The organism is Streptomyces iranensis (genome assembly GCF_017874715.1).
In the GTDB taxonomy this organism is placed as follows: domain Bacteria; phylum Actinomycetota; class Actinomycetes; order Streptomycetales; family Streptomycetaceae; genus Streptomyces; species Streptomyces iranensis.
The window spans coordinates 39,698-64,231 of the sequence record NZ_JAGGLR010000016.1 but is presented as its reverse complement, the minus strand read 5'-3'; the positions used below and the strand labels follow the sequence as shown (position 1 = coordinate 64,231).

General features: G+C 71.8%; 22 protein-coding genes and 1 tRNA gene. 14 read left to right on the top strand and 9 right to left on the bottom strand.

Going from position 1 to position 24,534, the window contains the following annotated elements; translation table 11 throughout:
• Positions 1–36 precede the first annotated feature (36 nt).
• Both J2Z30_RS27825 and J2Z30_RS27820 read right to left on the bottom strand, forming a co-directional pair.
• Positions 37–813 carry a hypothetical protein gene (locus J2Z30_RS27825; RefSeq protein ID WP_044577772.1) on the bottom strand — a complete coding sequence of 259 codons (777 nt, stop codon included), beginning with the start codon at positions 811–813 and terminating at the stop codon, positions 37–39.
• A gap of 320 nt (positions 814–1,133) precedes the next feature.
• Positions 1,134–1,286: a hypothetical protein gene (locus J2Z30_RS27820; protein ID WP_209468869.1), complete on the bottom strand. Its 153-nt coding sequence runs from the start codon at positions 1,284–1,286 to the stop codon at positions 1,134–1,136.
• A gap of 571 nt (positions 1,287–1,857) precedes the next feature.
• Here J2Z30_RS27820 and J2Z30_RS27815 point away from each other — a divergent pair.
• Both J2Z30_RS27815 and J2Z30_RS27810 read left to right on the top strand, forming a co-directional pair.
• Positions 1,858–2,394 carry a hypothetical protein gene (locus tag J2Z30_RS27815; RefSeq protein WP_308280089.1) on the top strand — a complete coding sequence of 179 codons (537 nt, stop codon included), beginning with the start codon at positions 1,858–1,860 and terminating at the stop codon, positions 2,392–2,394.
• A gap of 15 nt (positions 2,395–2,409) precedes the next feature.
• Positions 2,410–3,372 carry a TRM11 family SAM-dependent methyltransferase gene (locus J2Z30_RS27810; protein WP_044577776.1) on the top strand — a complete coding sequence of 321 codons (963 nt, stop codon included), beginning with the start codon at positions 2,410–2,412 and terminating at the stop codon, positions 3,370–3,372.
• On the opposite strand, the gene J2Z30_RS27805 is transcribed toward J2Z30_RS27810, so the two are convergent.
• Positions 3,339–3,728: a hypothetical protein gene (locus tag J2Z30_RS27805; protein ID WP_044577778.1), complete on the bottom strand. Its 390-nt coding sequence runs from the start codon at positions 3,726–3,728 to the stop codon at positions 3,339–3,341. The two genes, J2Z30_RS27810 and J2Z30_RS27805, sit on opposite strands and share 34 nt — an antisense overlap.
• A 142-nt stretch (positions 3,729–3,870) precedes the next feature.
• On the opposite strand from J2Z30_RS27805, the gene J2Z30_RS27800 reads away from it, so the two are divergent.
• Positions 3,871–5,586 carry a recombinase family protein gene (locus J2Z30_RS27800; RefSeq protein ID WP_209468868.1) on the top strand — a complete coding sequence of 572 codons (1,716 nt, stop codon included), beginning with the start codon at positions 3,871–3,873 and terminating at the stop codon, positions 5,584–5,586.
• On the opposite strand, the gene J2Z30_RS27795 is transcribed toward J2Z30_RS27800, so the two are convergent.
• A tRNA-Leu gene (locus J2Z30_RS27795) sits at positions 5,568–5,652 on the bottom strand. The two genes, J2Z30_RS27800 and J2Z30_RS27795, sit on opposite strands and share 19 nt — an antisense overlap.
• Positions 5,653–5,894: 242 nt before the next feature.
• On the opposite strand from J2Z30_RS27795, the gene J2Z30_RS27790 reads away from it, so the two are divergent.
• Together J2Z30_RS27790 and J2Z30_RS27785 are read left to right on the top strand one after the other, a co-directional pair.
• Entirely contained in the window at positions 5,895–7,232 is a 1,338-nt protein-coding gene (locus tag J2Z30_RS27790; RefSeq protein WP_044577785.1) for a M20/M25/M40 family metallo-hydrolase, read from the top strand.
• A 405-nt stretch (positions 7,233–7,637) separates the two neighbouring features.
• Entirely contained in the window at positions 7,638–8,528 is an 891-nt protein-coding gene (locus J2Z30_RS27785; RefSeq protein ID WP_044577788.1) for a chaplin, read from the top strand.
• A 180-nt stretch (positions 8,529–8,708) separates the two neighbouring features.
• On the opposite strand, the gene J2Z30_RS27780 is transcribed toward J2Z30_RS27785, so the two are convergent.
• Positions 8,709–8,897, bottom strand: a complete 189-nt coding sequence (locus tag J2Z30_RS27780; protein WP_014059547.1) for a DUF5703 family protein — start codon at positions 8,895–8,897, stop codon at positions 8,709–8,711.
• 47 nt (positions 8,898–8,944) lie between these two features.
• Between J2Z30_RS27780 and J2Z30_RS27775 the strand changes: the two genes are divergently transcribed.
• Positions 8,945–9,613, top strand: a complete 669-nt coding sequence (locus J2Z30_RS27775; RefSeq protein ID WP_044577790.1) for a hypothetical protein — start codon at positions 8,945–8,947, stop codon at positions 9,611–9,613.
• A 230-nt stretch (positions 9,614–9,843) separates the two neighbouring features.
• Here J2Z30_RS27775 and J2Z30_RS27770 read toward each other — a convergent pair whose 3' ends face one another.
• Both J2Z30_RS27770 and J2Z30_RS27765 read right to left on the bottom strand, forming a co-directional pair.
• Positions 9,844–12,429, bottom strand: a complete 2,586-nt coding sequence (locus J2Z30_RS27770; RefSeq protein WP_044577793.1) for a helix-hairpin-helix domain-containing protein — start codon at positions 12,427–12,429, stop codon at positions 9,844–9,846.
• Positions 12,426–13,406, bottom strand: coding sequence for an aldo/keto reductase (locus J2Z30_RS27765; RefSeq protein ID WP_044577795.1), 981 nt, complete (start codon positions 13,404–13,406; stop codon positions 12,426–12,428). The genes J2Z30_RS27770 and J2Z30_RS27765 overlap by 4 nt, the downstream gene beginning before the upstream one ends.
• Positions 13,407–13,533: 127 nt before the next feature.
• On the opposite strand from J2Z30_RS27765, the gene J2Z30_RS27760 reads away from it, so the two are divergent.
• Together J2Z30_RS27760 and J2Z30_RS27755 are read left to right on the top strand one after the other, a co-directional pair.
• Positions 13,534–14,583, top strand: a complete 1,050-nt coding sequence (locus tag J2Z30_RS27760; RefSeq protein ID WP_044577797.1) for an LLM class F420-dependent oxidoreductase — start codon at positions 13,534–13,536, stop codon at positions 14,581–14,583.
• Between the two features lie 314 nt (positions 14,584–14,897).
• Positions 14,898–15,704, top strand: coding sequence for a ferritin-like domain-containing protein (locus tag J2Z30_RS27755; protein ID WP_044577798.1), 807 nt, complete (start codon positions 14,898–14,900; stop codon positions 15,702–15,704).
• A gap of 20 nt (positions 15,705–15,724) precedes the next feature.
• Here the strand turns inward: J2Z30_RS27755 and corA are convergent, their stop codons facing one another.
• Positions 15,725–16,717: a magnesium/cobalt transporter CorA gene (gene corA / locus J2Z30_RS27750; RefSeq protein WP_044577799.1), complete on the bottom strand. Its 993-nt coding sequence runs from the start codon at positions 16,715–16,717 to the stop codon at positions 15,725–15,727.
• Positions 16,718–16,815: 98 nt separating this feature from the next.
• Here corA and J2Z30_RS27745 point away from each other — a divergent pair, with 98 nt between their 5' ends.
• The 4 genes from J2Z30_RS27745 to mshC all read left to right on the top strand — a co-directional run bounded on the left by J2Z30_RS27745 (position 16,816) and on the right by mshC (position 20,663).
• Positions 16,816–17,511, top strand: a complete 696-nt coding sequence (locus tag J2Z30_RS27745; protein ID WP_044577802.1) for a histidine phosphatase family protein — start codon at positions 16,816–16,818, stop codon at positions 17,509–17,511.
• 123 nt (positions 17,512–17,634) lie between these two features.
• Entirely contained in the window at positions 17,635–18,225 is a 591-nt protein-coding gene (locus J2Z30_RS27740; RefSeq protein ID WP_044577805.1) for a DUF3090 domain-containing protein, read from the top strand.
• The gene (locus J2Z30_RS27735; RefSeq protein WP_209468867.1) at positions 18,189–19,166 is read left to right on the top strand and encodes an SCO1664 family protein; all 978 of its coding nucleotides are present in this window, start codon (positions 18,189–18,191) and stop codon (positions 19,164–19,166) included. The genes J2Z30_RS27740 and J2Z30_RS27735 overlap by 37 nt, the downstream gene beginning before the upstream one ends.
• Before the next feature lie 267 nt (positions 19,167–19,433).
• A complete protein-coding gene (gene mshC / locus J2Z30_RS27730; RefSeq protein ID WP_044577812.1) occupies positions 19,434–20,663 on the top strand; it encodes a cysteine--1-D-myo-inosityl 2-amino-2-deoxy-alpha-D-glucopyranoside ligase in 1,230 nt (409 codons plus the stop codon).
• A 161-nt stretch (positions 20,664–20,824) separates the two neighbouring features.
• Here the strand turns inward: mshC and J2Z30_RS27725 are convergent, their stop codons facing one another.
• Entirely contained in the window at positions 20,825–22,057 is a 1,233-nt protein-coding gene (locus tag J2Z30_RS27725) for a PAC2 family protein (protein WP_078956992.1), read from the bottom strand.
• 218 nt (positions 22,058–22,275) lie between these two features.
• Between J2Z30_RS27725 and J2Z30_RS27720 the strand changes: the two genes are divergently transcribed.
• Together J2Z30_RS27720 and J2Z30_RS27715 are read left to right on the top strand one after the other, a co-directional pair.
• Entirely contained in the window at positions 22,276–23,757 is a 1,482-nt protein-coding gene (locus J2Z30_RS27720) for an enolase C-terminal domain-like protein (protein WP_044577815.1), read from the top strand.
• Positions 23,754–24,530 carry an SDR family NAD(P)-dependent oxidoreductase gene (locus J2Z30_RS27715; protein ID WP_044577817.1) on the top strand — a complete coding sequence of 259 codons (777 nt, stop codon included), beginning with the start codon at positions 23,754–23,756 and terminating at the stop codon, positions 24,528–24,530. Before J2Z30_RS27720 ends, J2Z30_RS27715 begins: the two co-directional genes overlap by 4 nt.
• The last annotated feature ends 4 nt before the right edge of the window (positions 24,531–24,534 follow it).

Here is a 24,534-nt window from a genome sequence, read left to right as displayed (position 1 = left end):
TGACACCCCGGCCCCGGACGTCCCCCGCATGGCTCCCTACCGGGCCCGATGACGCAAGTGAGAAGTCAGGCGCTGTTCGGCGGCGGTGCGATGCCGGTACAGCTGACGCATGCTCACCCCACGCTCACCGGCAAGCGTCCCCATCGACTCGCCCTGCAGCCGTGTGCGGGCGATCAGCTGCGCCTCGGCCACGTCCACCACCCGGGCCCGCACGGCACGAGCCAACACCTGGTACTCATCCGACACCGTCAAGCCCTCCAGGTCCTCGACGGTTGCGCGGGCACGGAGCCGCCCCAGATGGACCATCGGCTCACCCGCCTCCCGCTCCCCGCGACGACGAGCCGCGTAGACCAGGCGGTGAACCGCGCGGTCCGCAGCCGCGAACAACTCCCGGTCCACCCCCGGATCACTTGCATCCACCCCCGCAAGGGCGACAGCTACCGCGGCGAGAGCTTCCTGCTCGACTTCCTGACGCTCCAGATGAGCCGGGCGGGCCAGGCGGGACAGCATCCGGCGCAACACCGGAACCGTCATGGCCACCGCCACCACCGGCCATGGCTCACCGAGCTCGTGCGCGCGACGCACGACCTCACTCCACGTGCGTGCCCGCAGTTCGGGCCGGGTGCTGGGGTGAGCCAGCCGGACACGGATCTGATCCACCGGCCACGCCTCCTCCGACGGATCGTCACACACCAGGTGTGCGGGCATGGTCAGTGGCCTGGCGGTACGGGCGAGCGCGAGGAAAGACTGCTCCAGCTCCTCCAGCGGCGAGAGCCGGACAGTGTGCGGACGGCGTACGGGGCGGTGATGCATGGCGCGACTCCTGCGAGAAGAGGTTCGGACAACTTCCGCCGCCAGCCCTTTCACCCCACCGCGCCATCGCTGGACCACCTGCAGGTCACTGCCGAGCAATAAGCAGCCCTATGGTCCGCCGTGTGCGATGGCCCATGTCTGGCCCGCCTGCTATGAGCAGGGCCGGCGCCCATGCCACCTCAGTGCGAATCGAACTAAAAGATCTTGAAGGCGTCTTCCTGGCCAGTACAGGCGTTAGCGCGAGCCACCGGCGGTCCGCCTGGCCACGACGGCTGATCCTGTGGGGCGATGCAGAGGATCAGCCCAACCGGCGACACGGGTCAGTGGTCCTTCAGCAGAAGGTGCAGCAGTGTCACCACGCCGACGCCGACCAAGAGGGCGGTGCCGAAGGAAGGATGTTCGAATGCGACGTATACAGAGCCGCCGCCCGCCAGCAGCAACAGAACCGTCCGCTGGTTCATCTGACCGTCCATGAGTGATAGCCCTCCCGGCAGTGCGGTCCGCACGTGGGTTTCGGCGGTGTCTGACAGGGAGAGAGCGCGGCGCCGGAGTCATTACGCGAGTTCCTCACGCAATCCCTGTGGTGTACATCACAGCGATGTGCGACGACAGGGGCAGAGGTGGCGATGGAGGGATCAGCCGAGGCGGCGTGCACTGTCCTGATGGCCCACGCCCACGCTTCGCCGGCGCGGGGCGATGGAGCCCGGTCGAGGTGGCTCACCGATGGCTCGTGACTGGCTCGCACCTGCAACGACCTGGGATTTCAAGTGCGCCATCGACCCTCGAAGCTCCAGCATTGGCGCAACGGCCACGGCGCTTAGGAGGCCGAAGAGGCTGCGGGAGATGGCAAAGAGCCATCTCCGGAATCTCTATTGATCACGTCAGCACCAGACGGCCGGATCTCATCCCCGGTGCCGCCAGCCGATGCGCCAGCCTTACAACTGCCGAAGCACACCCAGTAGCCACAGCACCTCTCGTCCGCTGCCAACCACCATCTGGCTCCCCGCCCCGGACGACCCGAGCCACGTCCCTGCCCCGGATGGCGTGCTGCCCACATGGGCGATCGACAAGATCCGCGCCGAGTTCTCCTGCCGTCCCGGGCATGCGCCCGCACCCCTGATCACGATCCGCGTCCACGACACCGGACCGGGCATGGACGCCCGCACCCGATGTGTCACCTACTCCACCGCTCCCGAGAGCAGGGGGCCGGTGCTCCTCGCCGAACTGCACCCCGACGCCCTTCCGGCCCCCGGTGACGAGCCACTCCGAGGCTCTGACGACATGCCCGGAGGGATGGAGAACGGCTGGCCGGGATTCTTCCACCGTGCCCACCGCCTCCTCCCCGGCGACGGACTCCTGCTGCTCGCCGCACGCCAGCGGCGCGACGCCGGACGCCTGACCGACCCCCTCGGACCTCTGATCGCCTCGGCGCGAACCGCCGGGTTCCGCTACCTACAGCACATCGTGATCGTCCACGGACGCCCCAGCGGCAACCGCATCGAGTCCACGCCGATCGAGGGCGCTCCGCCCGGTCTCGTCCACTCCGACCTGCTCGTCCTGTCCGCCATCGCCAGCGCGTAGACAAAGGGGTACGCCATGTCTGTCCGGAAATCGGTGTGGAACACCGCCCCCACCTCCGCCCCCGCCCAGCGCGCTGACCGCTACGTGTCCGGCTCGAACGCGCACCCCGCCAAGATGCTGCCCGCGATCGCCGCCCACGCTATCCGCACCTACACCAAACCCGGTGAGCTGGTCCTGGACCCGATGTGCGGCATCGGCACCACCCTGGTCGAAGCCCTCCACCTCGGGCGCAACGCCCTCGGAGTCGAGTACGAATCCCGCTGGGCCAGGCTCGCTCGCGTCAACGTCGCCCGCACCGCGCGGCACGTCGGACAGACCAGCGGCCACGTGGTGCGCGGTGACGCCCGTCAGCTCACCCAGCTCATCGAAACCGACCACCACGGCACGGTCGCGCTGGTCGTCACCTCACCCCCGTACGGACCCTCCGTCCACGGCCAGGTCCGCTCCAGCCGCGAAACCGGACAACACGGCGTGGTCAAAAAGGACTACCGCTACAGCCACGACCCACACAACCTCGCCCACGTCTCCACCGACCAGCTCCTGGATGCCTTCACTCAGATCCTCACCCAATGTCGCACCATGCTGCGCCCGGGTGGCACGGCCGTCGTCACCACCCGGCCCTGGCGGGCACGCGGCGAACTCATCGATCTTCCCTCCGCAGTCCTCGCCGCCGGAGGCGCCGCCGGGCTGATTCCCTCCGAGCGCTGCGTCGCCCTCCTGGCCGGCATCCGCGACAGCCGACTCATCGCCCGTCCCTCCTTCTTTCAAATGAAGAACGTCCGCGACGCCCGCCGCCAGGGCATCCCTCTCCACCTCGTTCAGCACGAGGACGTATTGGTCTTCACCCGCCCCGACCCCTCTGCGGCACAGCTCGGTGTGCCCCGGCCGACAGCGTGTACCGGCGGCTCCCAGCGCCCCACTCGGCAGACGACAGGTCGTTGCCACTACCGCCGGACGGACAAGCGGAGCAGAGGGTGAACCGGTACGAGCCGGATGGCGACGCGCACCGTGATGAACACTGCCATGATGACGACCTCCAGACCGGCAGTGTCTGTTCCGGGGCGGGCGGTCTGGACCTCGGCGCCCAGGCCGCCCACGGCGGCCGCATTGCCCCGCCCCACCCCAGCACTGGCGGCGGCACTGGCCCCTGCATGCGAGATCACGGGCTCGACTCCCAGATTGTCGGCGGTCGAGCCCGCCGATGCTCGCGCCATCGTGATCCCCAAAACGGCGGCGAAACGCCCCCGGACGCCTTCCAGATGGTTCTCCCGCCGGATGGCCCGACGCTGACCCGGCCAGTCGCTGAGGTCCTGTTGCGGATGCTCACCCGACACGCCGGGCGGGCTGGCTCTCTTCAGAAGGCCGAGCTATCGGTGGTGGACCACCAGGACCGCCAAGGACCGAAAGAGTCCCCCGATGGCTGATGACAACCGCCCACTCCCATGGCTCCGAAAAGACCAACTCACGCCAGCACCCGTGCACACCGCCGGCCGCAAGCTGCTGTTCGCCTTCTGCGGACGCGTCTCCACTGAGGACCAGCAAGAGCCGGAAGCCTCGCGCCTATGGCAGCTGAACCGGGCCCAGGCACTGATCGAACCCGCGGGTGGGGAGATCGTTGCCGAGTACTTCGATGTCGGCCAGACCCGTGCTCTGCCCTGGAAACGCCGCCCCCGGGCGGCAGCGCTGCTGGCCGCACTCGCCGATATGCGCCGTGGGTTCGACGCGGTGGTCATCGGTGAGCCCCAGCGGGCCTTCTACGGCAGTCAATTCGGCAACACCTTCCCACTCTTCGTCCACTATGGCGTGCCGCTGTGGGTGCCGGAGGTCGGCGGTTCCATCGATCCGGACAACGAGGCCCACGACCTGATCATGTCGGTCTTCGGCGGCATGTCGAAGGGCGAGCGCAATCGCATCAAGGTCCGCGTGCACTCCGCCATGGCCTCCCAGGCCCTGATGGAAGGCCGCTATCTCGGCGGCAGACCTCCGTACGGATACCGGCTCAGCGACCTCGGCCCGCACCCCAACCCTGGTAAGGCAGCCGATGGCAAACGTCTGCACGGCCTCGAACCGGACCCGGACACCGCCCCGGTCGTGGCCAGGATCTTCACCGAGTTCCTCAGCGGGCATGGCATCTTCGCGATCGCCGAGGATCTGACCCGCGACGGTATCCCCAGCCCTTCTGCCCACGACCGGGCCCGCAATCCCCACCGCGATACGCGCGCCTGGGCCAAAAGCGCCGTCCGCGCAATCCTCGGCAATCCCCGCTACACCGGCCGCCAGGTCTGGAACCGTCAGCACAAGCACGAGGCACTGCTCGATATCCACGACGTCACCCTCGGCTACACCACCGCCATGCGCTGGAACAGCCAGGACAAGTGGATCGTCTCGAAGAAGACCGTCCACACTCCGCTGGTCGACGATGACGTCTTCGCGCGCGTCCAGGACCTTTTCGCGGTCCGCTCGCGCCCCGGCACCACTCACCAGAAGCACCGCACCCGCAACCCCTACCTGTACCGCGGACGCATCACCTGCGGTATCTGCACACGGCGGATGCAAGGACAGTGGTCCCACGGCGACGCCTACTACCGCTGCCGCTTCCCCGAGGAATACGCCCTGGCCAACCGCGTCCACCACCCCCGCAACATCTACCTCCGCGAGAGCTGGATCACCGTGCCACTCGACAACTGGCTGGCGACAGTGTTCCTGCCGCACCGGCTCGACGACACGATCGACCTCATGGCGACGACCGCAGCGGCACCCGAACCAGAGTCCGCCGCTGTCACGGCCGCCCGCGCGGTCATCGCCGACTGCGATGCCAAGCTGGCCACCCACCGGGCCGCCCTCGAAGCAGGCGCCGACCCCACCCTCGTCACACAGTGGATCGCCGAGACGCAGGCCCGCCGGGTCAGAGCCGAAGCTGAGCTGCACTCGTCGTCGAAGGGGGCGGGCGCCCGGATGTCCCGCGATGAGATCGCCCGGCTCGTCCGGTCTATCAGCGACCTGGCCGCCGTCATCCAGCAGGCCGAGGCCGAGGACAAGGCCGAGATCTACCGGCTGCTGGGGCTCCGGCTCACCTACGCTCCAGCGCAAGCGACCGTGCGCGCCGAGGTCACGCTCGACCCGAAGAACGACAACTCCCCACGGTCGACGAACAACCGTGGGGAAATGGTACGTGTCCGAGGGGGGACTTGAACCCCCACGCCCGATAAAGGGCACTAGCACCTCAAGCTAGCGCGTCTGCCATTCCGCCACCCGGACCAGGTGTCTGCCGGTCGGCCCGCAGCCGCTCCGACATGGAAAACCATAGCAAACATCGGGACGTGCTCGATCACGGCCGGTCGTGCCCCCGGGTAGCCGGGTGGGCGGGCTGTGTGACGGGGGCATGACGGCGGTATTGCCGCCTTGGGCTGGGCGGGCGAGCGGAGGAGGATGGGCGGGTGACCCCTGCCGCGGGGTCCGTGGCTGGGCGTTCCGCGGCAGCGCAACGACGAGGAGGCATCGTGAGTGAGTCGCTTTCGGGCGCGACGACGACCGGGACGGTCAAGGGCGAGGACGAGGTGGTCGACCTCTGCCGTGACCTGATCCGGATCGACACCAGTAACTATGGCGACCACTCCGGCCCCGGTGAGCGCGCGGCCGCCGAGTACGTTGCCGAGAAGCTGGCCGAGGTGGGGCTCGAGCCCAAGATCTTCGAGTCGCACAAGGGCAGGGCGTCGACCGTGGCACGGATCGAGGGGGAGGATCCGTCCCGTCCCGCGCTGCTCATCCACGGCCACACCGACGTCGTACCGGCCAACGCCGAGGACTGGACCCATCACCCCTTCTCCGGCGAGATCGTGGACGACTGCGTCTGGGGCCGGGGCGCGGTGGACATGAAGGACATGGACGCGATGACGCTCGCGGTCGTCCGGGACCGGCTGCGCAGCGGCCGCAAGCCCCCGCGTGACATCGTGCTGGCCTTCCTCGCCGATGAGGAGGCGGGCGGGGTCTACGGGGCCAAGCACCTGGTCAACAACCACCCCGAGCTCTTCGAGGGCGTGACGGAGGCGATCGGCGAGGTCGGCGGCTTCTCCTTCACCGTCAACGAGCAGCTGCGGCTCTATCTGATCGAGACCGCGCAGAAGGGCATGCACTGGATGCGGCTCACGGTGGACGGCACCGCGGGTCACGGCTCGATGACCAACAACGACAACGCCATCACCGAGCTGACCGAGGCGGTCGGGCGGCTCGGGCGGCACAAGTTCCCGGTGCGGGTCACCAAGACCGTACGGTCCTTCCTGGACGAGCTGTCCGACGCGCTCGGCACCCCGCTCGACCCGGAGAACATGGACGAAACGCTCGCCAAGCTGGGCGGCATCGCGAAGATCATCGGGGCCACGCTCCAGAACACCGCCGCCCCGACCATGCTCGGCGCTGGCTACAAGGTGAACGTCATTCCGGGGCAGGCCACGGCGCATGTGGACGGGCGCTTCCTGCCGGGGTTCGAGGAGGAGTTCCTGGCCGACCTCGACCGCATCCTCGGCCCGCGGGTCAAGCGGGAGGACGTGCACGCGGACAAGGCGCTGGAGACCACCTTCGACGGGGCGCTGGTGGATGCCATGCAGTCGGCGCTGAAGGCCGAGGACCCGATCGCCCGCGCCGTGCCGTACTGCCTCTCGGGCGGTACGGACGCGAAGTCCTTCGACGACCTCGGCATCCGCTGCTTCGGCTTCGCGCCGCTGCGGCTGCCCCCGGAGCTGGACTTCGCCGGGATGTTCCACGGGGTCGACGAGCGGGTGCCGGTGGACGGGCTGAAGTTCGGTGTGCGGGTGCTGGACCGGTTCCTGGATGGCTGCTGAGTCCGTTGTGGGCCTGCTGGGCTGGAGTTGCCGGGTCTGCTGAGGCGCCTGCTCGCAGGCCCGCTGAGGGGCTGAGGGGCTTACCCGATCGGCCTAATCGATCACACATACTGAAGGGACCAAAAAGGGTGAATGGTGTCGTAGCTTGATAGCTTGATTGCTCCCTCCTCGTTACATGGTGTGTGCGGCTCGTAACCGGGCTGCGATGCCGACTAGGGGGTGGTGCTGTGCCCCGCCTTCGGCAACTACCGCATCGATCACGTGACATCGGGTCACGGTCCACCGGGGTGTGATCCCGGGCGGTTTCGGAGTGTGCGCGCTCCGGGGCCGCTCGGGGATGGGGGTGCGGGCGAGATCGCCCGCGCGCGCTCCGTCCGGGACGGAAGGCTAGGGGAGCAGACAGTTATGCGACAGGTTGCGAAAAAGGGCCTGATCACCGTAGCCGCGGCCAGCGGCGTTCTCGCCGTGACCGGCGGCTATGCCCACGCGGCGGGGTCGGGCGCCGACGGTGGCGCCGCGTACTCGCCGGGCGTCGTCTCGGGCAACAACATCCAGGTCCCGGTGCATGTGCCGGTGAACCTGTGCGGAAACACGGTGAGCGTCGTCGGTGTCTTCAACGGCGCCGGCGGGGGAGAGTGCGGCGACCGGTCCGGCGGTGGCTCGGGCGGCTCGTCCGGCGGTGGCGGCTCGCAGTCCGGCGGCTCGCAGGCGCAGGGCAGCAGCAGTGGTTCGTCGGGCATCGGCTCCGGCAACAACATCCAGGCCCCGATCGGCGTTCCGGTCAATGTGTGCGGGAACAACGTCAGCGCGGTCGGGCTCGGGAACAGCAGCGGTGGCGGCGACTGCGGGGAGACGGTGCCGGCGGTGCCGGAGAACCCGGGGAATCCGGGCAACCCGGGTAACCCCGGGAACCCTGGGAACCCCGGCAATCCGGGGAACCCTGGGAACCCCGGTAATCCAGGGAACCCTGGGAACCCTGGGAACCCCGGAAACCCTGGCAACCCGGGGAACCCCGGAAACCCGGGTCAGCCTGGGAACCCGGGCAACCCCGGTAACCCGAGCAACCCGGGGGGTTCGAACCCCGGTGGTGGCTCGGAGCAGCCCGGGGGCTCCTCGCAGGGTCACCAGGCCGAGCACGCGGGAGCCCACGGCCTCGACCCGTCCGCGAACCTCGGCAGCAAGGAGCAGCTCGCGCACACCGGCGCGGGCCCCGTCGGGCTGGCCATTCCGGCCGCCGCGGGCATGCTGCTGGCGGGTGCGGTGCTCTACCGCCGGGCCCGCGCCGCACAGCGCTGATCACACCTCGCGCTGATGGGCGCTGACAGGTGCCGGGCGGCGGCCACACCGCACCACACACCGGGCACCGCACCTCACACGCCACACATCACACACCGGATCCCATACGTCGGGTGACGGTGGCGTCACTCCGGGCGGGCCCCGCGGTCGGCGGGGCCCGCCCGGTCATGTCCCGGTCCGCTACCAGGTCGCCCGAAGCTGGCGGATGATCCGGCGCCGCAATCGCACTCTGCGGCTGCCGTCGGGGTTGAGTCTCAAGCGATCCAACTCCCAGTGTCCGTACTCGGCATGGTCGGTGAGCAGGCGGGTAGTGGCCTTGCGGGAAACGCCGCGCGGCACATACACATCACAGAATTCGTATTCCGGCATCGCATCTATTGTGCGGGAACTGCCCTGCTACGGATAGCGTCTGCACTATGTCTGATGCTGCGCAGCCATCCGCTGCCGAGGTACGTGCCGCCGCCGAAGCGGTGAAAGCCGCACTGGATCGTCACCTCGACGCTGTCGAACGTCGATCGGGGGAAGGCGATCCGGCCGTCTACGCCGCGTTCAACGAACTGGCCGCGGCAGCCGAGGTCTACGACGAGCTGCTCTATGACGCCTACGACGAGGTGACGCCCTTCGAGATCCCTGGTGACGACCGTCTCCCCGCCTACACCGGGCCGGAGGAGCCGAGCGCGCTGAGCGTGCTGATCCGCAGGGACTACGTCATCGCCGAGCCGCAGCGTCTGCTCTCGCAGGCGCAGCGGATCGCCGACCTGGATCCGGACATCGACACGGGGAACGGCAAGCAGGGCGACGGGGCGGCCGCCGGGGAGAGCGTGCACACCGCCTTGGGGGTGGTCTTCGGCGAGTTCGAGCCGGACGAGATCGCCTCTCGGCACAAGGAATTCGGCCTGGAAGAGGGCGACTCCACGCTCTGGGTGGTGGCGGCCGAGGAGCCCCCGGAGCCGGGGGAGTGGCTCTCCGCCCCCTTCGACCAGGCGGATCCGCATATGGTCGTGTGCCGCTTCGACATGAGTTCGGTCTTCGACGAGGAGCTCGAGGACGAGGACGACCTGGAGGTCCTGGAGCCGGGCAGCTGAGGTCCGGGGCTCGGGGCTGCTTGCCCCGGGCCGTTTGCCTTCGGACTGCTCGGTTCCGGGCGGCTCGGGCCCGGCGGTGGCTTCGGGCCGCCCGGAACCGGGTCACTCGGTTCCGTACCCCGGCCCCGGATCGCCTGGTCGTGAGGCCGGGCGGTCCGGGGCCGGGGGCGTGCTGGAGGCCCGTCGCGGGGCGGGGCCCGTCGGGGGCGGGGCCTGGCGCGGGCCGTCGGTCAGCCGGTGGGCGCGGGTGGGACCTGGGCCTGGAGAAGGGCGCGCAGGCGGGTGGTGCGGTCCTTGAAGGGGATTTCCGCCACCGCTCGCGGCAGCGCCGCATCCGCGCCGTGCACCACCGAGAGATGGCGCTCACCGCGGCCGAAGGCCGTGTAGACCCAGGCCCGGGTCAGCCCCGCTGTGGCGTCGCCCGGCAGCACCACCACGGCCGCGGGCCAGCGCGCTCCCGCCGCCTGGTGCGCGGTGAGGGCCCAGCCGTGCCGCACCAGCTCGCCGACCTCCTCGCGCACCACCACGACCGGCGTGCCCGCGCAGTCCAGACGCAGCCCCTCGGCGTCCGCCGAGACCACGGTGCCCGGCACCGTACGGCCCGGGGCCGGGGTGTATGCCACGCGGTCGCCCGGGTCGAAGCCGCCGAACCGGCCGGGGCCGGGGTTGAGACGGTCCTTCAGGGCCGCGTTGAGCGCGCGGGTGCCGGCCGCGCCGCCGTGGCCCGGGGTGATCACCTGGGTCTGCTCCGGCGGGATGCCGATCGCACGGGGCACCGAGTCGGCGACGAGCTGCACGGTGCGGTGCACCGCCTCGCCCGCGTCCCGCACGGGCACGATCACGACCTCCTTGCCGGGCGCATCCACCTGACTGAGCTCGCCGATCCCGATGCCCGAGACCAGCTCGCCGATGGGGCCGGGGTCGGGGGTACGGGAGACGACCTGCGGGCAGCGGCGGGCTGCCACCAGGTCCGCGAAGACCCGGCCGGGACCGGCCGACCACAGCACCCCGGGGTCCCCGCTCAGCACCAGACGGGCGCCGTCCGGCAGCGACTCGACCAGCATCGCGGCCGCTTCCACATCGAGCTGCGGGGCGTCCAGCACGGTAAGCAGATCGAGCGCCAGCGCGCCCTCCTCGTCGCGTCCGGGGCCCTCGGCGTCGGCCAGCAGCCCGGCGACCGTGACGGCCGCCGAGGTGGCCTCCGGGGCCTCGTCCGGGCCTGCCTCGGGGCCCGTGTCCGGGCCGGTGCCCGGGGCCTCGCCGAGTGTGGCGGCCAGCCGCCGCCTGCCGTCCTCGGTGTGCGCGGCCGCGTAGGCCCGCAGGCCCATCGCACGGGCGGCGGCGACCAGCGCCGCCGGTTCGGCGCGCGCCGCCTCGCCACCGCTGTGGGCGACCAGGCCGTGGGCCGCGACGGTACGGATGAGCTCCGCGGCGGAGGCGGACGGCGCGGCGGCCGCGGCGCCCTCCCACTCGGCATCCCCCACGGGCGTCTCGCCGTCCTGTGCGGGGGCGAAGGTGCTCGCCAGCCGGGCGAGGCCGTCGGCCAGGCTCTCCTCCGCCAGGGCATAGCGGTCCAGCCCCAGCAGCACCCGCACCGGCTGCTCGGCGTCCTCGTCCTCGGCCGCCCGGGGACGGGCCGCCGCCGGGGCGTCGAGCGCGTCCTGGAAGACCAGCACCACGCCCTCCGCGATCGCGGTGCGCAGCGCCTCGTCCGGGTCCGGCACGGAGGCCTTGGCGAGCGCGTCGCGCAGCGCGGACGACTCCAGCGCGGTGTGCCCTTCGAGGGCGGCGCGCTCCAGCAGCCAGCCGGTGAGCGCCAGCGCACGGCGCTCGTCGCCGGGCTCGCAGGCCGGGCCGAGGAGGGAGCGGGCGAAGCCGTCCGCCTGGTCGGGGCGTACGCCGGGCACGGCCAGCAGCTGCCAGGGGTCCTCGCGCAGCGCCTCGGCGGCGTGCTCCCCGAGGGTTTCGGCGACCTTCCCGGCCAGGGTCTCGGGGGCCCCGCCCGCCGCGAGCACCTCCCGGACGTCGGCACCGCCGGGGATCTCGCCCCCCGGCCCACGCGCCGGACGGGCCGACGACCGCTGTACGGGAGCGGGCGCGGGCGCGGAGGCGGGGGCCGCCGCCGCACGTGGCCGCTCACGAGGGGCCGCGGGGGCCGCGGGGGCGGCGGGCGCCGCCGGACGCGTCGCCGGGGCGGCGTTGAAGAACGACGCCGCCGACCGCTCACCGCTCTCAACAGCCCGCACGGCAGCCGCCAACGCCTCGGCCGCAGCCGACCGCCGCCCCTTGCCCCCACCGCCGGAGGTTTCTGCGGCGTCGCCGGATGGGTCCTGCCCGGCGGGTGCGGAAGCGCCATCCCCCGAACCCGCACCCGCCTCATCGCCCGAACCCGCACCCGCCTCATCGCCCGCCCCGGCGCCGCCCCGGCCCGCTCCCGGGCCGGATGTGCCCTGCCCGGCCGGGGCCTGCTCCGGGGTGGCGCCCTCGGCGTGGGGGCCCGCCCCGGCGTCGCCGGACTCGCCCTCCGCGGCGTCGGCCCCCGCCTCGTCGGCCCCGCCCCGTCCCGCGGATCCGGCGGCCGCGGCCGCCCCCGCGTCGCTCCGGTCCGCCCCCGCGGGGACGCCCGCGGCGTCGGCCCCGCTGTGGTCGCCCGGGGCGTGGTCCGGATCCGTCCCCGCGGTGGCGGGGTCGCCCGGGTCACCCGGCGCGCCGGCCGCGGTGTTCGCCGGCTCCGCCGGCACTGTCGGTTCCGGCGAACCCGGGTCGGCCTCCTCGGGCGCGGGTGCGGCGTCGCCGGCGAGGCGGTCGGTACTCACAGCGTGCTCCAGTCCTGATCGGGATAGCGGTGCACGGGCGCCGACACATCGTCGAGCGCCTGGCAGATCTCGTCCGGAAGACTAAGGGTCTCCGCCGACAACGCCGCCCTCAGCTGCTGGGCGTTGCGCGCGCCGACGATCGGGGCGGTGACGCCCGGACGGTCGCGGACCCAGGCCAGGGCCACATTGAGCGCGGTGGTCGCCAGGCCGTCGGCGGCTATGGCGACCGCCTCGACGATGCGGCTCGCCTCCTCGTCCAGATACGGCTCGACGAACGCCGCGAGTTCAGAGGCGCCGCGCGAGTCGGCGGGCGTCGTATGGCGGTACTTGCCGGTGAGCACACCGCGGCCGAGCGGCGAGGACGGCAGCAGCCCGACGCCCAGGTCGAGCGCGGCGGGCAGCACCTCGCGCTCCACACCGCGCTGGAGCAGCGAATACTCCATCTGCGTGCTGGCCAGCCGGGTGTGCGCGCCCGAGGAGGCCAGCTGCCAGGTGGCGGCCTTCGCGAGCTGCCAGCCGCTGAAGTTGGACACCCCCGCATAGCGGGCCCGCCCGCTGCTCACCGCGATGTCGAGTGCCTGGAGGGTCTCCTCGAGCGGGGTGAACGGGTCGAAGGCGTGCACCTGCCACAGATCGACATAGTCCGTGCCCAGCCGCTCCAGCGAGGCGTCCAGCGCGGCCAGCAGATGGCCGCGCGAGGCGTCGAAGCGGCGGTCGGGGTCGGGGACGCTGCCGGCCTTGGTCGCGATCTGTAGATCGCGCCGGGGCAGTAACCCCTCCAGCAGCTGCCCCAGGAGGTATTCGGCGCCGCCGTCCGCGTACACATCCGCGGTGTCGACAAGCGTGCCGCCCGCCTCCCAGAACGCCTTGAGCTGATCCGCGGCGTCGTGTTCGTCAGTGTCCCGCCCCCAAGTGAGCGTGCCGAGCCCGAGCCGGGAGACGCGCAGGCCCGTGCGGCCGAGGTGCCTTAGCTCCATGAACGTCGAGATTACTGGCCGCAAAGCGCCACGTGGGAGCCTGTGGATAACCCACCGCTGACGTATCGGGGCCATGCGCGCTAGAGTCCCCGGAACAGCGACGTTACTGATCAGTAAGGGGTGCGGTATGAGGCTCGGCATCAACCTCGGCTACTGGGGCGCCGGAATGGACGCGGACAACCTCGCGGTCGCCCGCGAGGCCGACAGGCTCGGCTATTCCGTCTGCTGGGCCGCCGAAGCCTACGGTTCGGACGCCGCCACGGTGCTCGCGTGGGTCGCCGCGCAGACCGAGCGCATCGACGTCGGCTCCGCCATCTTCCAGATCCCGGCCCGCACGCCCGCCATGACGGCGATGACCGCCGCCACCCTGGACACCCTCTCCGGCGGCCGCTTCCGCCTCGGGCTCGGAGTCTCGGGGCCCCAGGTGTCCGAGGGCTGGTACGGGGCGCGATTCGACAAGCCGCTCGCCCGCACGCGCGAGTACGTGGAGATCATCCGCAAGGCGATGTCGCGCGAGCGGCTGACCCACGAGGGCCAGAACTGGACCCTGCCGCTGCCCGACGGCCCCGGCAAGCCCCTCAAGCTCACCGTGCACCCGGTGCGGGAGTACATCCCGCTGTACATCGCGGCCATCGGCCCGAAGAACCTGGAGCAGACCGGCGAGATCGCCGACGGCGCCCTGGTCCTGTTCTACGATCCCGAGCACGCCGAGGAGACCACCCTCGGCTCGCTGCGCGCGGGCCGCGAGAAGGCGGGCAAGGACCTCGAGGGCTTCGACGTGGTGCCCACCGTCCCGATGGCCCTCGGCGACGACGTCCGCGGCCTCGCCGACCAGTTCCGTCCGTACACCGCGCTCTACGTGGGCGGTATGGGCAGCGCCAAGCAGAACTTCTACAACAAGCTGGCGCAGCGCATGGGGTACGAGAAGGAGGCCGCCGAGATCCAGGAGAAGTACCTCTCCGGGGACAGGGAGGGCGCCGCCGCGGCCGTCCCCCACGAGCTGATCGACTCCACCGCGCTGCTCGGCCCCGTCGAGCGCATCGCCGACCGCATGCAGGCGTACGCGGGGGCCGGGGTCACCACTCTGTCGCTCACGCCCGCGGGCTTCACGCTGGAGGAGCGGCTCGCCGGGCTGCGGGCGGGCGTCGAGGCCCTGGAGCGGGCCGGGCTCGCGTAACGCGCGAAACGCGCACATGTCGGCCCGGCGCCACGCGCACATGTCGGCCCGGCGCCACGCGTACGGTGTCGGCCCGGCGCCGAGCCGGAAAGATCTGGAAAGTTCTGCGGCCGTGGTGGGGGCTCGGGGGTCTTCCCCGCCACGGCCGTCATCCAGCACAACGCCTCCGCCGCCCAGGGGTTACGCGGACGCGGCGTATGGAGGGGTCCCCCGTTCGGCCGAGCCGGATGCCCCAGCTGTTGCCGCCGCCCCCACCGGGCCGTTGACTTTTTCTGCGCACGGCGGCGCACGACCAGCGCACGGAGGTGGCGGCGATGCTCTCGGCGAGAAGCGTGTTCCAGGAGATCCTCGACGACGACGAGTCGTTCCGGCTCTTCTGCTCCGTCGCGGCCAGCGGGGAGGCCCAGGGAGGCTGGGAGAACGGCCGGATCGCCGCCCTGGTGCCCGAGAGCCGCCGTGACCTCGCGCCCAAGATCGCCCGCCATGGCGCCGACGAGGACAAACACGGCCGGATCTTCAATGCCCTGCTCCGCAAGCGCGGTCTGGAGCCCATGGAGGTTCCGCGCGAGACCGACTACACGATGCTCCTGGAGGCGCGCGGCATCGGCCTCGCCCATGACAAACTGCGCCGCGACGAGCCGCTCACCGAGCACGACATCGTGATCTACCTCGCCCACAGCCGGGTCACCGAACAGCGCGCATCCGCCCAGATGCTGATGTTGCGCAGGTACTTCGGCGACCACCCCGACCTCGGCCGCGCGGTGCGCATGATCGCCGACGACGAGGACAACCACCTCGCCTACTGCCACGAGGAGCTGCTGCGCCTGGCCGCCGACGGATACGGCCGGACCATCCAGCGGACCCTCCGGGAGAGCGCGCTCGTCGAGACGGAGGTCTACCGGGACGTCGGCCTGGCCGTGATGGCCCACATGGGACGCCTCCTCGGCTGGCCCAGGCCGAAGTCGGCGCTGCTCGCGGCCGGGATCCACGCCCTGCACACATACGAGCGGCTGGGGGGCTGGCGGCGCATGGTGTCACTGCGGATGCCCGAGCGGCGGAACGCGCTGGGCGGACCCGCGAAGAGCGCTTCCGGCGCGCCCGAGGCGCCCGAGTTCGTCTGACCGAGCCCCAAGACCTCTGCTCAGAGCCACCCACGCCGCTTGAACCAGCGGTACAGCAGCGCGATCACACCGGCCATGAGCGCGACCACCCCCGGGTATCCCCAGGGCTGCTTCAGCTCCGGCATGTGTGTGAAGTTCATGCCGTAGATCCCGGCGATCATCGTCGGGACCGCGGCCATGGCCGCCCACGCCGAGATCTTCCGCATGTCGTCGTTCTGCCGCACGCCCATCTGCGCGAGATGGGCGGAGAGGATGTCCGACAGCAGCCGGTCCAGCCCCTCAACATGCTCGTTCACCCGGGTCAGATGGTCGCTGACATCGCGGAAGAACGGCCGGGAGCCCTCGTGCACGAACGGCACCCCGGCGCCGGTGAGCCGCTCCATCGGCTCCTCCAACGGCCCCGCCGAGCGGCGGAATTCCATCACCTCGCGCTTGAAGGCGTAGATCCGCCCGGCGGTGTTCTGCCCGGCGCCCGCGTTCGGGGCGAAGACCTCCGTCTCCAGCTCCTCCAGGTCCCCGTGCAGATCGTCGGCCACGTCCAGGTAGTGGTCCACGACCGCGTCGGAGACCGCGTACATCACCGCCGTAGGGCCGTGCTGGAGCACCTCGGGCATCTTCTCCAGCCGGTCGCGCACCGAGCCGAGCGGATTGGCCTCGCCGTGCCTTACGGTCACCACGAAGGAGTCACCGACGAAGACCATCAGCTCACCCGCGGTGACGGTTCCGGCCTTGTCGTCGTACTGCACCGGCTTGAGCACCAGGAACAGCGAATCGTCATAGACCTCCAGCTTCGGCCTCTGGTGGGCGCACAGGGCGTCCTCGACGGCCAGCGGATGCAGTCCGAACTCGCTGGTGACCAGCTCGAACTCCTTCTCGGTCGGCTCATGCAGCCCGATCCACAAGAAGGCGTCCCCACTAGCGCGCGCCTCGTCCAGGGCGTCGGAGAAGTCAGCGGGTCCCTCGGTGCGGGCCCCGTCCCGGTAGATGGCACAATCCACGATCACGCTGCGCATTGTGCCTCGCGTGATGCCGATCGGCACAGGGGGACCCCGGTACGGGATCGGTGCGCATCCCCGCTGAGCGGCGCCGGAGGGGTCGTAGGGTGGCAGCCATGCCCATGCTGATCCTCGTACGGCACGGCCGGTCCACCGCCAATACCGCGGGCGTCCTCGCGGGCTGGACGCCCGGTGTCGCCCTCGACGAGCGCGGTACGGCCCAGGCCGCGGCGCTGCCCGGCAGACTGGCCGGACTGCCGCTCGCCGCCGCCGTCACCAGCCCCCTGCAGCGCTGCCGGGAGACACTGGCCCCGCTGCTCGCCGCCCGCCCCGAACTGCCGCTGCACCCCGACGACCGGATCGGGGAGTGCCACTACGGCGACTGGTCCGGCCGGAAGCTGGCCGAGCTCGCCGATGAACCATTGATGAACATCGTCCAGCAGCATCCGTCCGCGGCCGCCTTCCCCGGTGGCGAGTCCATGCGCGCCATGCATGCGCGCGCGGTCGAGGCGGTGCGCGACTGGAACGGCCGGATCGAGCGGGAGCACGGCGCCGACGCGGTCTATCTGATGTGCTCCCACGGGGACATCATCAAGGCACTGGTCGCGGACGCCCTCGGACTCCATCTCGATCTTTTCCAGCGGATCTCGGTCGAGCCCTGCTCGGTCACCGCGATCCGGTACACCCCGACCCGGCCCTTCCTCGTCCGGCTCGGGGACACCGGGGACTTCGCCGGTCTGGCGCCGCGCGAGGAGAACTCCGGCCACCGCGGCGGGGACGCGGCGGTGGGCGGCGACGCGGGAGCACCGTGATCGCTGTGCGCAGTAGGGTGGTGCCGCGGTGCGAGGGCGCCGTGACAGCCGTGACCGGGCGGTCATGACACCCAGCGGTCAGCAGTCAGTCAGCCGAGCAGTCGAACCAAATGGAGCAGGACGTTGTCCCGTCAGGTGTTCCTCTATGACCCGCCGGACCGTTTCGTCGCCGGTACGGTCGGGCTGCCTGGTCGCCGTACCTTTTTCCTGCAGGCGTCCGCCGGTAGCCGGACCACCAGTGTCGCGTTGGAGAAGACGCAGGTCGCCGCGTTGGCCGAGCGGATAGACGAGCTGCTGGACGAGGTGGTGCGGCGCACCGGCGGAAACGCCCCGGTCCCCGCCGTCGCACCGACCGAAGTCGGCGACACCGGACCGCTGGAAGTCCCCGTTGAGGAGGAGTTCCGGGTCGGCACCATGGCACTCGCCTGGGACGGCGAGGAACAGCGGATGATCGTCGAGGCGCAGGCGCTGGTCGAGCTGGAGGCCGAGTCCGAGGAGGACCTGGCCGAGGCCGAGGAGCGGCTGCTCCAGGACGATGTGAACGGCCCGCCCATGCTGCGGGTGCGGCTCACCGGGACGCAGGCGCGCGCGTTCGCCAAGCGCGCCCTGGAGGTCGTCAACGCCGGCCGGCCGCCCTGCCCGCTGTGCAGTCTGCCGCTCGACCCGGAGGGACACGTATGTCCGCGCCAGAACGGATACCGCCGCGGAGCCTGACGCCCGCCCGTCTCCCACCACCACCCTCAACGGAGGCTTCGCGCCCCTTGCACACCCGTCTCCCACCACCCTCAACGGAGGCTTCGCGCCTCTTGCCCCCGGCCGAGCTGCTGGCTCTCGGGGAGCTGACGGTGCGCGGCCGGGTCCGGGAGGCGTCCAACGCGGTGCTGTACTGCACGGTCGAGTACGAGGGCCACAGCGCCCCTTGCGTCTACAAGCCGGTGGCCGGGGAGCGGCCGCTGTGGGACTTCCCGGACGGCACGCTCGCCCAGCGCGAGGTCGCGGCGTACGAGATCTCCGAGGCCACCGGGTGGGGCCTGGTGCCGCCCACGGTGCTGCGCGACGGGCCGTACGGGCAGGGGATGTGCCAGCTCTGGGTGGAGGTCGAGACGGCCACCGACGGGCCGGAGGGGGCCGACGGCGGGCCGGACGGCGACGGCTCGGAGGAGACCCGGGGAGCGGAGCTGCTCGCGCTCGTCGAGGGCGATGAGCCGGGCCCCGGCTGGAAGGCCGTGGGCTACGCCGAGGTGGGCGAGGGCCGTACGGCGCTGCTGGTCCACGCCGACGACGTACGGCTGCGCCGGCTGGCCGTCCTCGACGCAGTGATCAACAATGGCGACCGCAAGGGCGGCCATCTGCTGCCCGCGGCCGGTGGCCGGCTCTATGCGATTGATCACGGAGTGACCTTCAACGCCGACGACAAGCTGCGCACGCTGCTGTGGGGCTGGGCCGGGGAGCCGCTGCCGGACGATGTGCTGGAGGTGCTGCGCCGGCTGGCGGGGGAGCTGGCCGACGGCGGCCCGCTGAGCGCCCGGCTGGCGGAGCTGATCACCGGGGCCGAGATCGAGGCCCTGCGGGCCCGTGTCGCCGCGCTGTTGCGGACCGGAAGGCACCCCGAGCCCAGTGGCCAGTGGCCAGCCATCCCCTGGCCGCCGGTCTGACCGGATGGGCCCGCTCCGGCCTGGTGGACCGGCCCGCTCCGGGTCCGTGGAGCCGCCCGTTCCGGGTCCCTGGTGCCGCGACCGCCACCCCGCCAGGGGCCCGCTCGTTCCGGGGCCGGGTGGGGCCCGCCGGGCCCCCGCCCGGAGTCCCTGGAGCGGGGATCGGGCAGCTCAAGCAGCTCGCGGACGTCCGCGCAAGACCGCCCATCCGGCCAACACCACTGGTCCGGTTCGTATACGGACGCTGCATCCGGTTACGCTCATTGCATGTATGCCTGGCCCGCTTCTGAGGTTCCCGCCCTGCCCGGCAGTGGCCGCGACCTGAGCATTCACGACACCGCGACCGGGGAACGGATCACCCTGACCCCCGGTCCCGTCGCGCGCATCTACGTCTGCGGGATCACCCCGTACGACGCGACCCACATGGGTCATGCGGCGACCTACAACGCGTTCGACCTCGTTCAGCGCGTATGGCTCGACACCAAGCGCCAGGTGCACTACGTCCAGAACGTCACCGATGTCGACGATCCCCTGCTGGAGCGGGCGCAGGAGAACGGCGACGACTGGACGGCCCTCGCCGAGCGCGAGACCGCCCTCTTCCGCGAGGACATGACGGCCCTGCGGATGCTGCCCCCGCGGCACTACATCGGCGCCGTCGAGGCGATACCGGGGATCGTGCCGCTCGTGGAGCGGCTGCGCGACCTGGGCGCCGCCTATGAACTCGAAGGCGACATCTACTTCTCCGTGGAGTCCGACCCCTCCTTCGGCTCGGTCAGCCGGCTCGACGCCGAGGCCATGCGGCTGCTGTCCGCCGAGCGCGGCGGCGACCCGGAGCGCTCGGGCAAGAAGAGCCCCCTCGACCCGATGCTGTGGATGGCCGCCCGTGACGGCGAGCCGAGTTGGGACGGCGGATCGCTCGGCCGCGGCCGCCCCGGCTGGCACATCGAATGCGTGGCCATCGCCCTGGACCACCTCGGCATGGGCTTCGACGTGCAGGGCGGCGGATCCGATCTCGCCTTCCCGCACCACGAGATGGGCGCCTCGCACGCCCAGGTCCTCACCGGTGAGCGGCCGTTCGCCAAGACGTACGTACACGCCGGGATGGTCGCCCTGGACGGCGAGAAGATGTCCAAGTCCAAGGGCAATCTGGTCTTCGTCTCGGCGCTGCGCCGCGACGGCGTCGACCCGGCGGCCATACGGCTCGCGCTGCTGGCCCGCCACTACCGCTCGGACTGGGAGTGGACGGACGGGCTGCTGCGGGAGGCCGAGGAGCGCCTCGACCGCTGGCGTGCCGCCGTCTCGCGGCCCGACGGGCGGTCGGCGGACGCGCTGGTGGAGGAGATCCGCGAGGCGCTCGCGGACGACCTGGACTCCCCGGCCGCCCTGGCCGCCGTCGACCGCTGGGCCGCCGCGCAGTCGGCCACCGGCGGTACGGACGAGGGGGCGCCCGGTCTGGTCTCGCGCGCCGTGGACGCGCTGCTGGGCGTGGCCCTCTGACGCGTCGTCGGGGCGCCGCGCCGCGGCGGTGAACGCATGAGCCCGCGCCGGGGTCCTCCCGGCGCGGGCTTCTCGCTGTCTCGTGCGTGGCGTGCGTGGCGCGTACGTGGCGTGCGCGGCGTGCCTGGTGTGGCGTCGTGCGCCGTGCGCGGCGGCCGTGGTTACCGGTCGGAGCCGGACCCCTCGTCCCCGTCGCCACCCCGGTCCGTGCCGCCCTCATCGCGGCGGGAGGCGTCCCGGTCCTCGGCGCCCTGGCCGTCGTCCGCCTCCTGGCTGTCGTCCGCCTCCTTGGCGTCGTCCGCCTCCCGGCTGTCGTCCGCCTCTTCGGCGCTGTCGGCGTCCTTGGCCCCGGCCACGTCCTTGGCCCCGTCCTCGGTGCCGCCGCCAGTGTCCTCGGCGTCGTCGTCCTTGGCCACCTCGTCCTTGGGGGACGGTTTGCGCGGCCGCCCGTGGCCGGTGGAGGGGTCGCGCAGATAGGGGGCGCCCGGACCTCCCGTGCCGCCCTCCAGGCCGCCGCTCTCGGTCGCGTGGCCGCCTGCGGGGCCGGGCTGGCCGTCGCGCCGCCGCAGATAGCGCTCGAACTCGCGGGCGATGGCCTCGCCGGACGCCTCGGGCAGCTCGGCGGTGTCCCGCGCCTCCTCCAGCGACTGGACGTACTCGGCGACCTCGCTGTCCTCGGCGGCCAGCTGGTCCACGCCCAGTTGCCAGGCCCGCGAGTCCTCGGTCAGCTCGCCGAGGGGGATGCGCACCGTGATGAGGTCCTCGAGGCGGTTCAGCAGCGCCAGGGTGGCCTTCGGGTTCGGCGGCTGCGAGACGTAGTGCGGCACGGCCGCCCACAGGCTCACCGCCGGGACGCCGGCATGGGCGCACGCCTCCTGGAGGACCCCGACGATCCCGGTCGGGCCCTCGTAGCGGGTCTCCTCCAGATCGAGGCTGCGGGCCAGGTCCGGGTCGGAGGTGACCCCGCTGACCGGCACCGGCCGGGTGTGCGGGGTGTCGCCGAGCAGCGCGCCGAGGATGACGACCATCTCCACGCCCAACTCATGGGCGTAGCCGAGGATCTCGTTGCAGAACGACCGCCAGCGCATGCTCGGTTCGATACCGCGCACCAGCACCAGGTCCCGCGACTTCTCCCCGGTGTCCGCCCGGACCACCGAGAGCCGGGTCGTCGGCCAAGTGATCTTGCGCACACCGCCCTCCAGGGCGACGGTGGGCCGGTTCACCTGGAAGTCGTAGTAGTCCTCCGCGTCGAGCGAGGCGAAGACCTCGCCCTTCCACTCCCGGTCCAGGTGCCCGACCGCGGCCGAGGCGGCGTCTCCGGCGTCGTTCCAGCCCTCGAAGGCACAGATCATGACCGGGTCGATCAGCTCGGGAACCCCCTCAAGCTCGATCACCCAGCGCCTCCTTCCGACCGGGGCGGACGGATGGTGCCGCCTCCAGCTGCAGTTTCCCATTGCGTGCCACCCAAGCCTACGGCTTTCCGGGGCCCCGGCCGCAGCCCCTGTCCAGGAGTACTAAGAGATTCATCCGATCTGTCCTCCGAAAGTTCGGACGCACCCCTGGACGAAACCCTTAGGGCAGCGCTATACATCGGATCATCGCGAAAGGTCCGATGTTCTCTCTCGCGCATCGTTTCAGGGAGCCCCCATTGAGTCAGCGTCCATCCGTCACCGAGCTCGAGGTCCATGACATCCGGTTTCCCACCTCGGAGCAGCTCGACGGCTCGGACGCCATGAACCCGGACCCCGACTACTCCGCCGCCTATGTGGTGCTGCGCACGGACGCGGGGGAGGCGGCGGCCTCCGAGGGGCACGGCTTCGTCTTCACCATCGGCCGCGGCAACGATGTCACCGCGGCCGCCATCCGCTCCCTGCGCCCCCATGTGGTGGGCCGCCCCGCGCCCCTGACGGCCGCCGATCTCGCCGCCCTGCACCGTGAGCTGACCCATGACTCCCAGCTGCGCTGGCTGGGGCCCGAGAAGGGCGTCATGCACATGGCCGCAGGCGCGGTGGTCAACGCCGCCTGGGACCTCGCCGCCCGGCGGGCCGGAAGGCCCCTGTGGCAGTTCCTCGCCGAGATGTCGCCCGAGGAGCTGGTCGAGCTGGTCGACTTCCGCTACCTCAGCGACGCGCTCACCCCGGAGGAGGCGCTCGCCATCCTGCGCGCCGCCGAGCCCGGCCGCGCCGAGCGCGCCGCGCGGCTGCGCGAGCGGGGCTACCCCGCCTACACCACCTCGCCCGGGTGGCTCGGCTACTCGGACGAGAAAATGATCAAGCTGGCGCAGGAGGCCGTCGCCGACGGCTTCGGCCAGATCAAGCTCAAGGTCGGGGCCGATCTGGACGAGGACCTCAGACGGATGCGGCTCGCCCGCGAGGCGGTCGGCCCCGATGTGCGCATCGCCGTGGACGCCAACCAGCGCTGGGACGTGGCGGAGGCGGTGCGCTGGATGAGCGCCCTCGCGCCGTACGACCCGCACTGGATCGAGGAGCCCACCAGCCCGGACGACGTCCTCGCCCACGCCGCCATCCGCGCCGGACAGCCGGTCAAGGTGGCCACCGGTGAGCATGTCGCCAACCGCGTGGTCTTCAAGCAGCTGCTCCAGGCCGGGGCGGTGGACTTCGTCCAGATCGACGCGGCGCGGGTCGCCGGGGTCAACGAGAACCTCACCATCCTGCTGCTCGCCGCCAAGTACGGACTTCCGGTGTGCCCCCACGCGGGCGGCGTCGGGCTGTGCGAACTCGTCCAGCACCTGGCCATGTTCGACTTCGTGGCCGTCTCGGGCAGCTGGGAGGACCGGGTCATCGAGTATGTCGACCACCTCCACGAGCACTTCGCCGATCCCGCGGTCGTCGAGTCGGGCCGCTACCGGGCTCCGACCGCGCCGGGCTTCTCCGCCCGTATGTACCCAGAGTCGATCGCCGCCTACCGCTATCCGGACGGGCCCGAATGGCGGGCCCGCCTCGCACCGCCCGTACCGGCACCGTCCGCACCGGCCCAGTCCGCACCGGCCCAGCCCGTACCGGAACCGTCCGCACCGGCCCAGCCCGTACCGGCACCGTCCGCACCCGCACAGCCTCAGGAGGACCACCAGTGACCACCGGCGACTTCGAAGGGCTGGCCGCGCTCGTCACCGGCGGTGCCTCCGGCATCGGCGCCGCCATCGCCGCCGCGCTGCGCGACCGGGGCGCGCGGGTCGCCGTGCTCGACCGCGATCCGTCGGGCGCCCCGGACGGCACGCTGCCGCTCAAGGCCGACGTCACCTCCGACGAGGGGGTCAGGGCCGCGGTGGACGCGGCCGTGGCCGAGTTCGGCGCCCTGCACACCGTCGTCGGCAACGCGGGCATCGGCGCGATCGGCAGCGTCGAGGACAACTCCGACGAGGAGTGGCACCGGCTGCTGGACATCAACGTGCTGGGCCTGGTCCGCACCGCGCGGGCCGCGCTGCCCCACTTGCGCGCCGCCGCGGCCGACCGGCCCGGCGCCGTCTCCATCACCCACACCTGCTCGATCGCCGCCACCGCGGGGCTTCCGCAGCGCGCCGCGTACAGCGCCAGCAAGGGCGCGGTGCTGTCGCTGACCCTCGCCATGGCGGCGGACCACATCCGCGAAGGGGTGCGCGTCAACTGCGTCAACCCCGGCACCGTGGACACCCCGTGGGTCGGCCGGCTGCTCGGCCAGGCCCCCGACCCGGCGGCCGAGCGCGCCGCCCTGGAGGCCCGGCAGCCCACCGGACGGCTGGTCTCCGCCGACGAGGTGGCCGCCGCCGTCGCGTACCTCGCCAGCCCCGCCGCCGCGGCCGTCACCGGCACCGCGCTGGCCGTCGACGGCGGGATGCAGGGGCTGCGGCTGCGCCCCGCCTCCTCCTAGACAA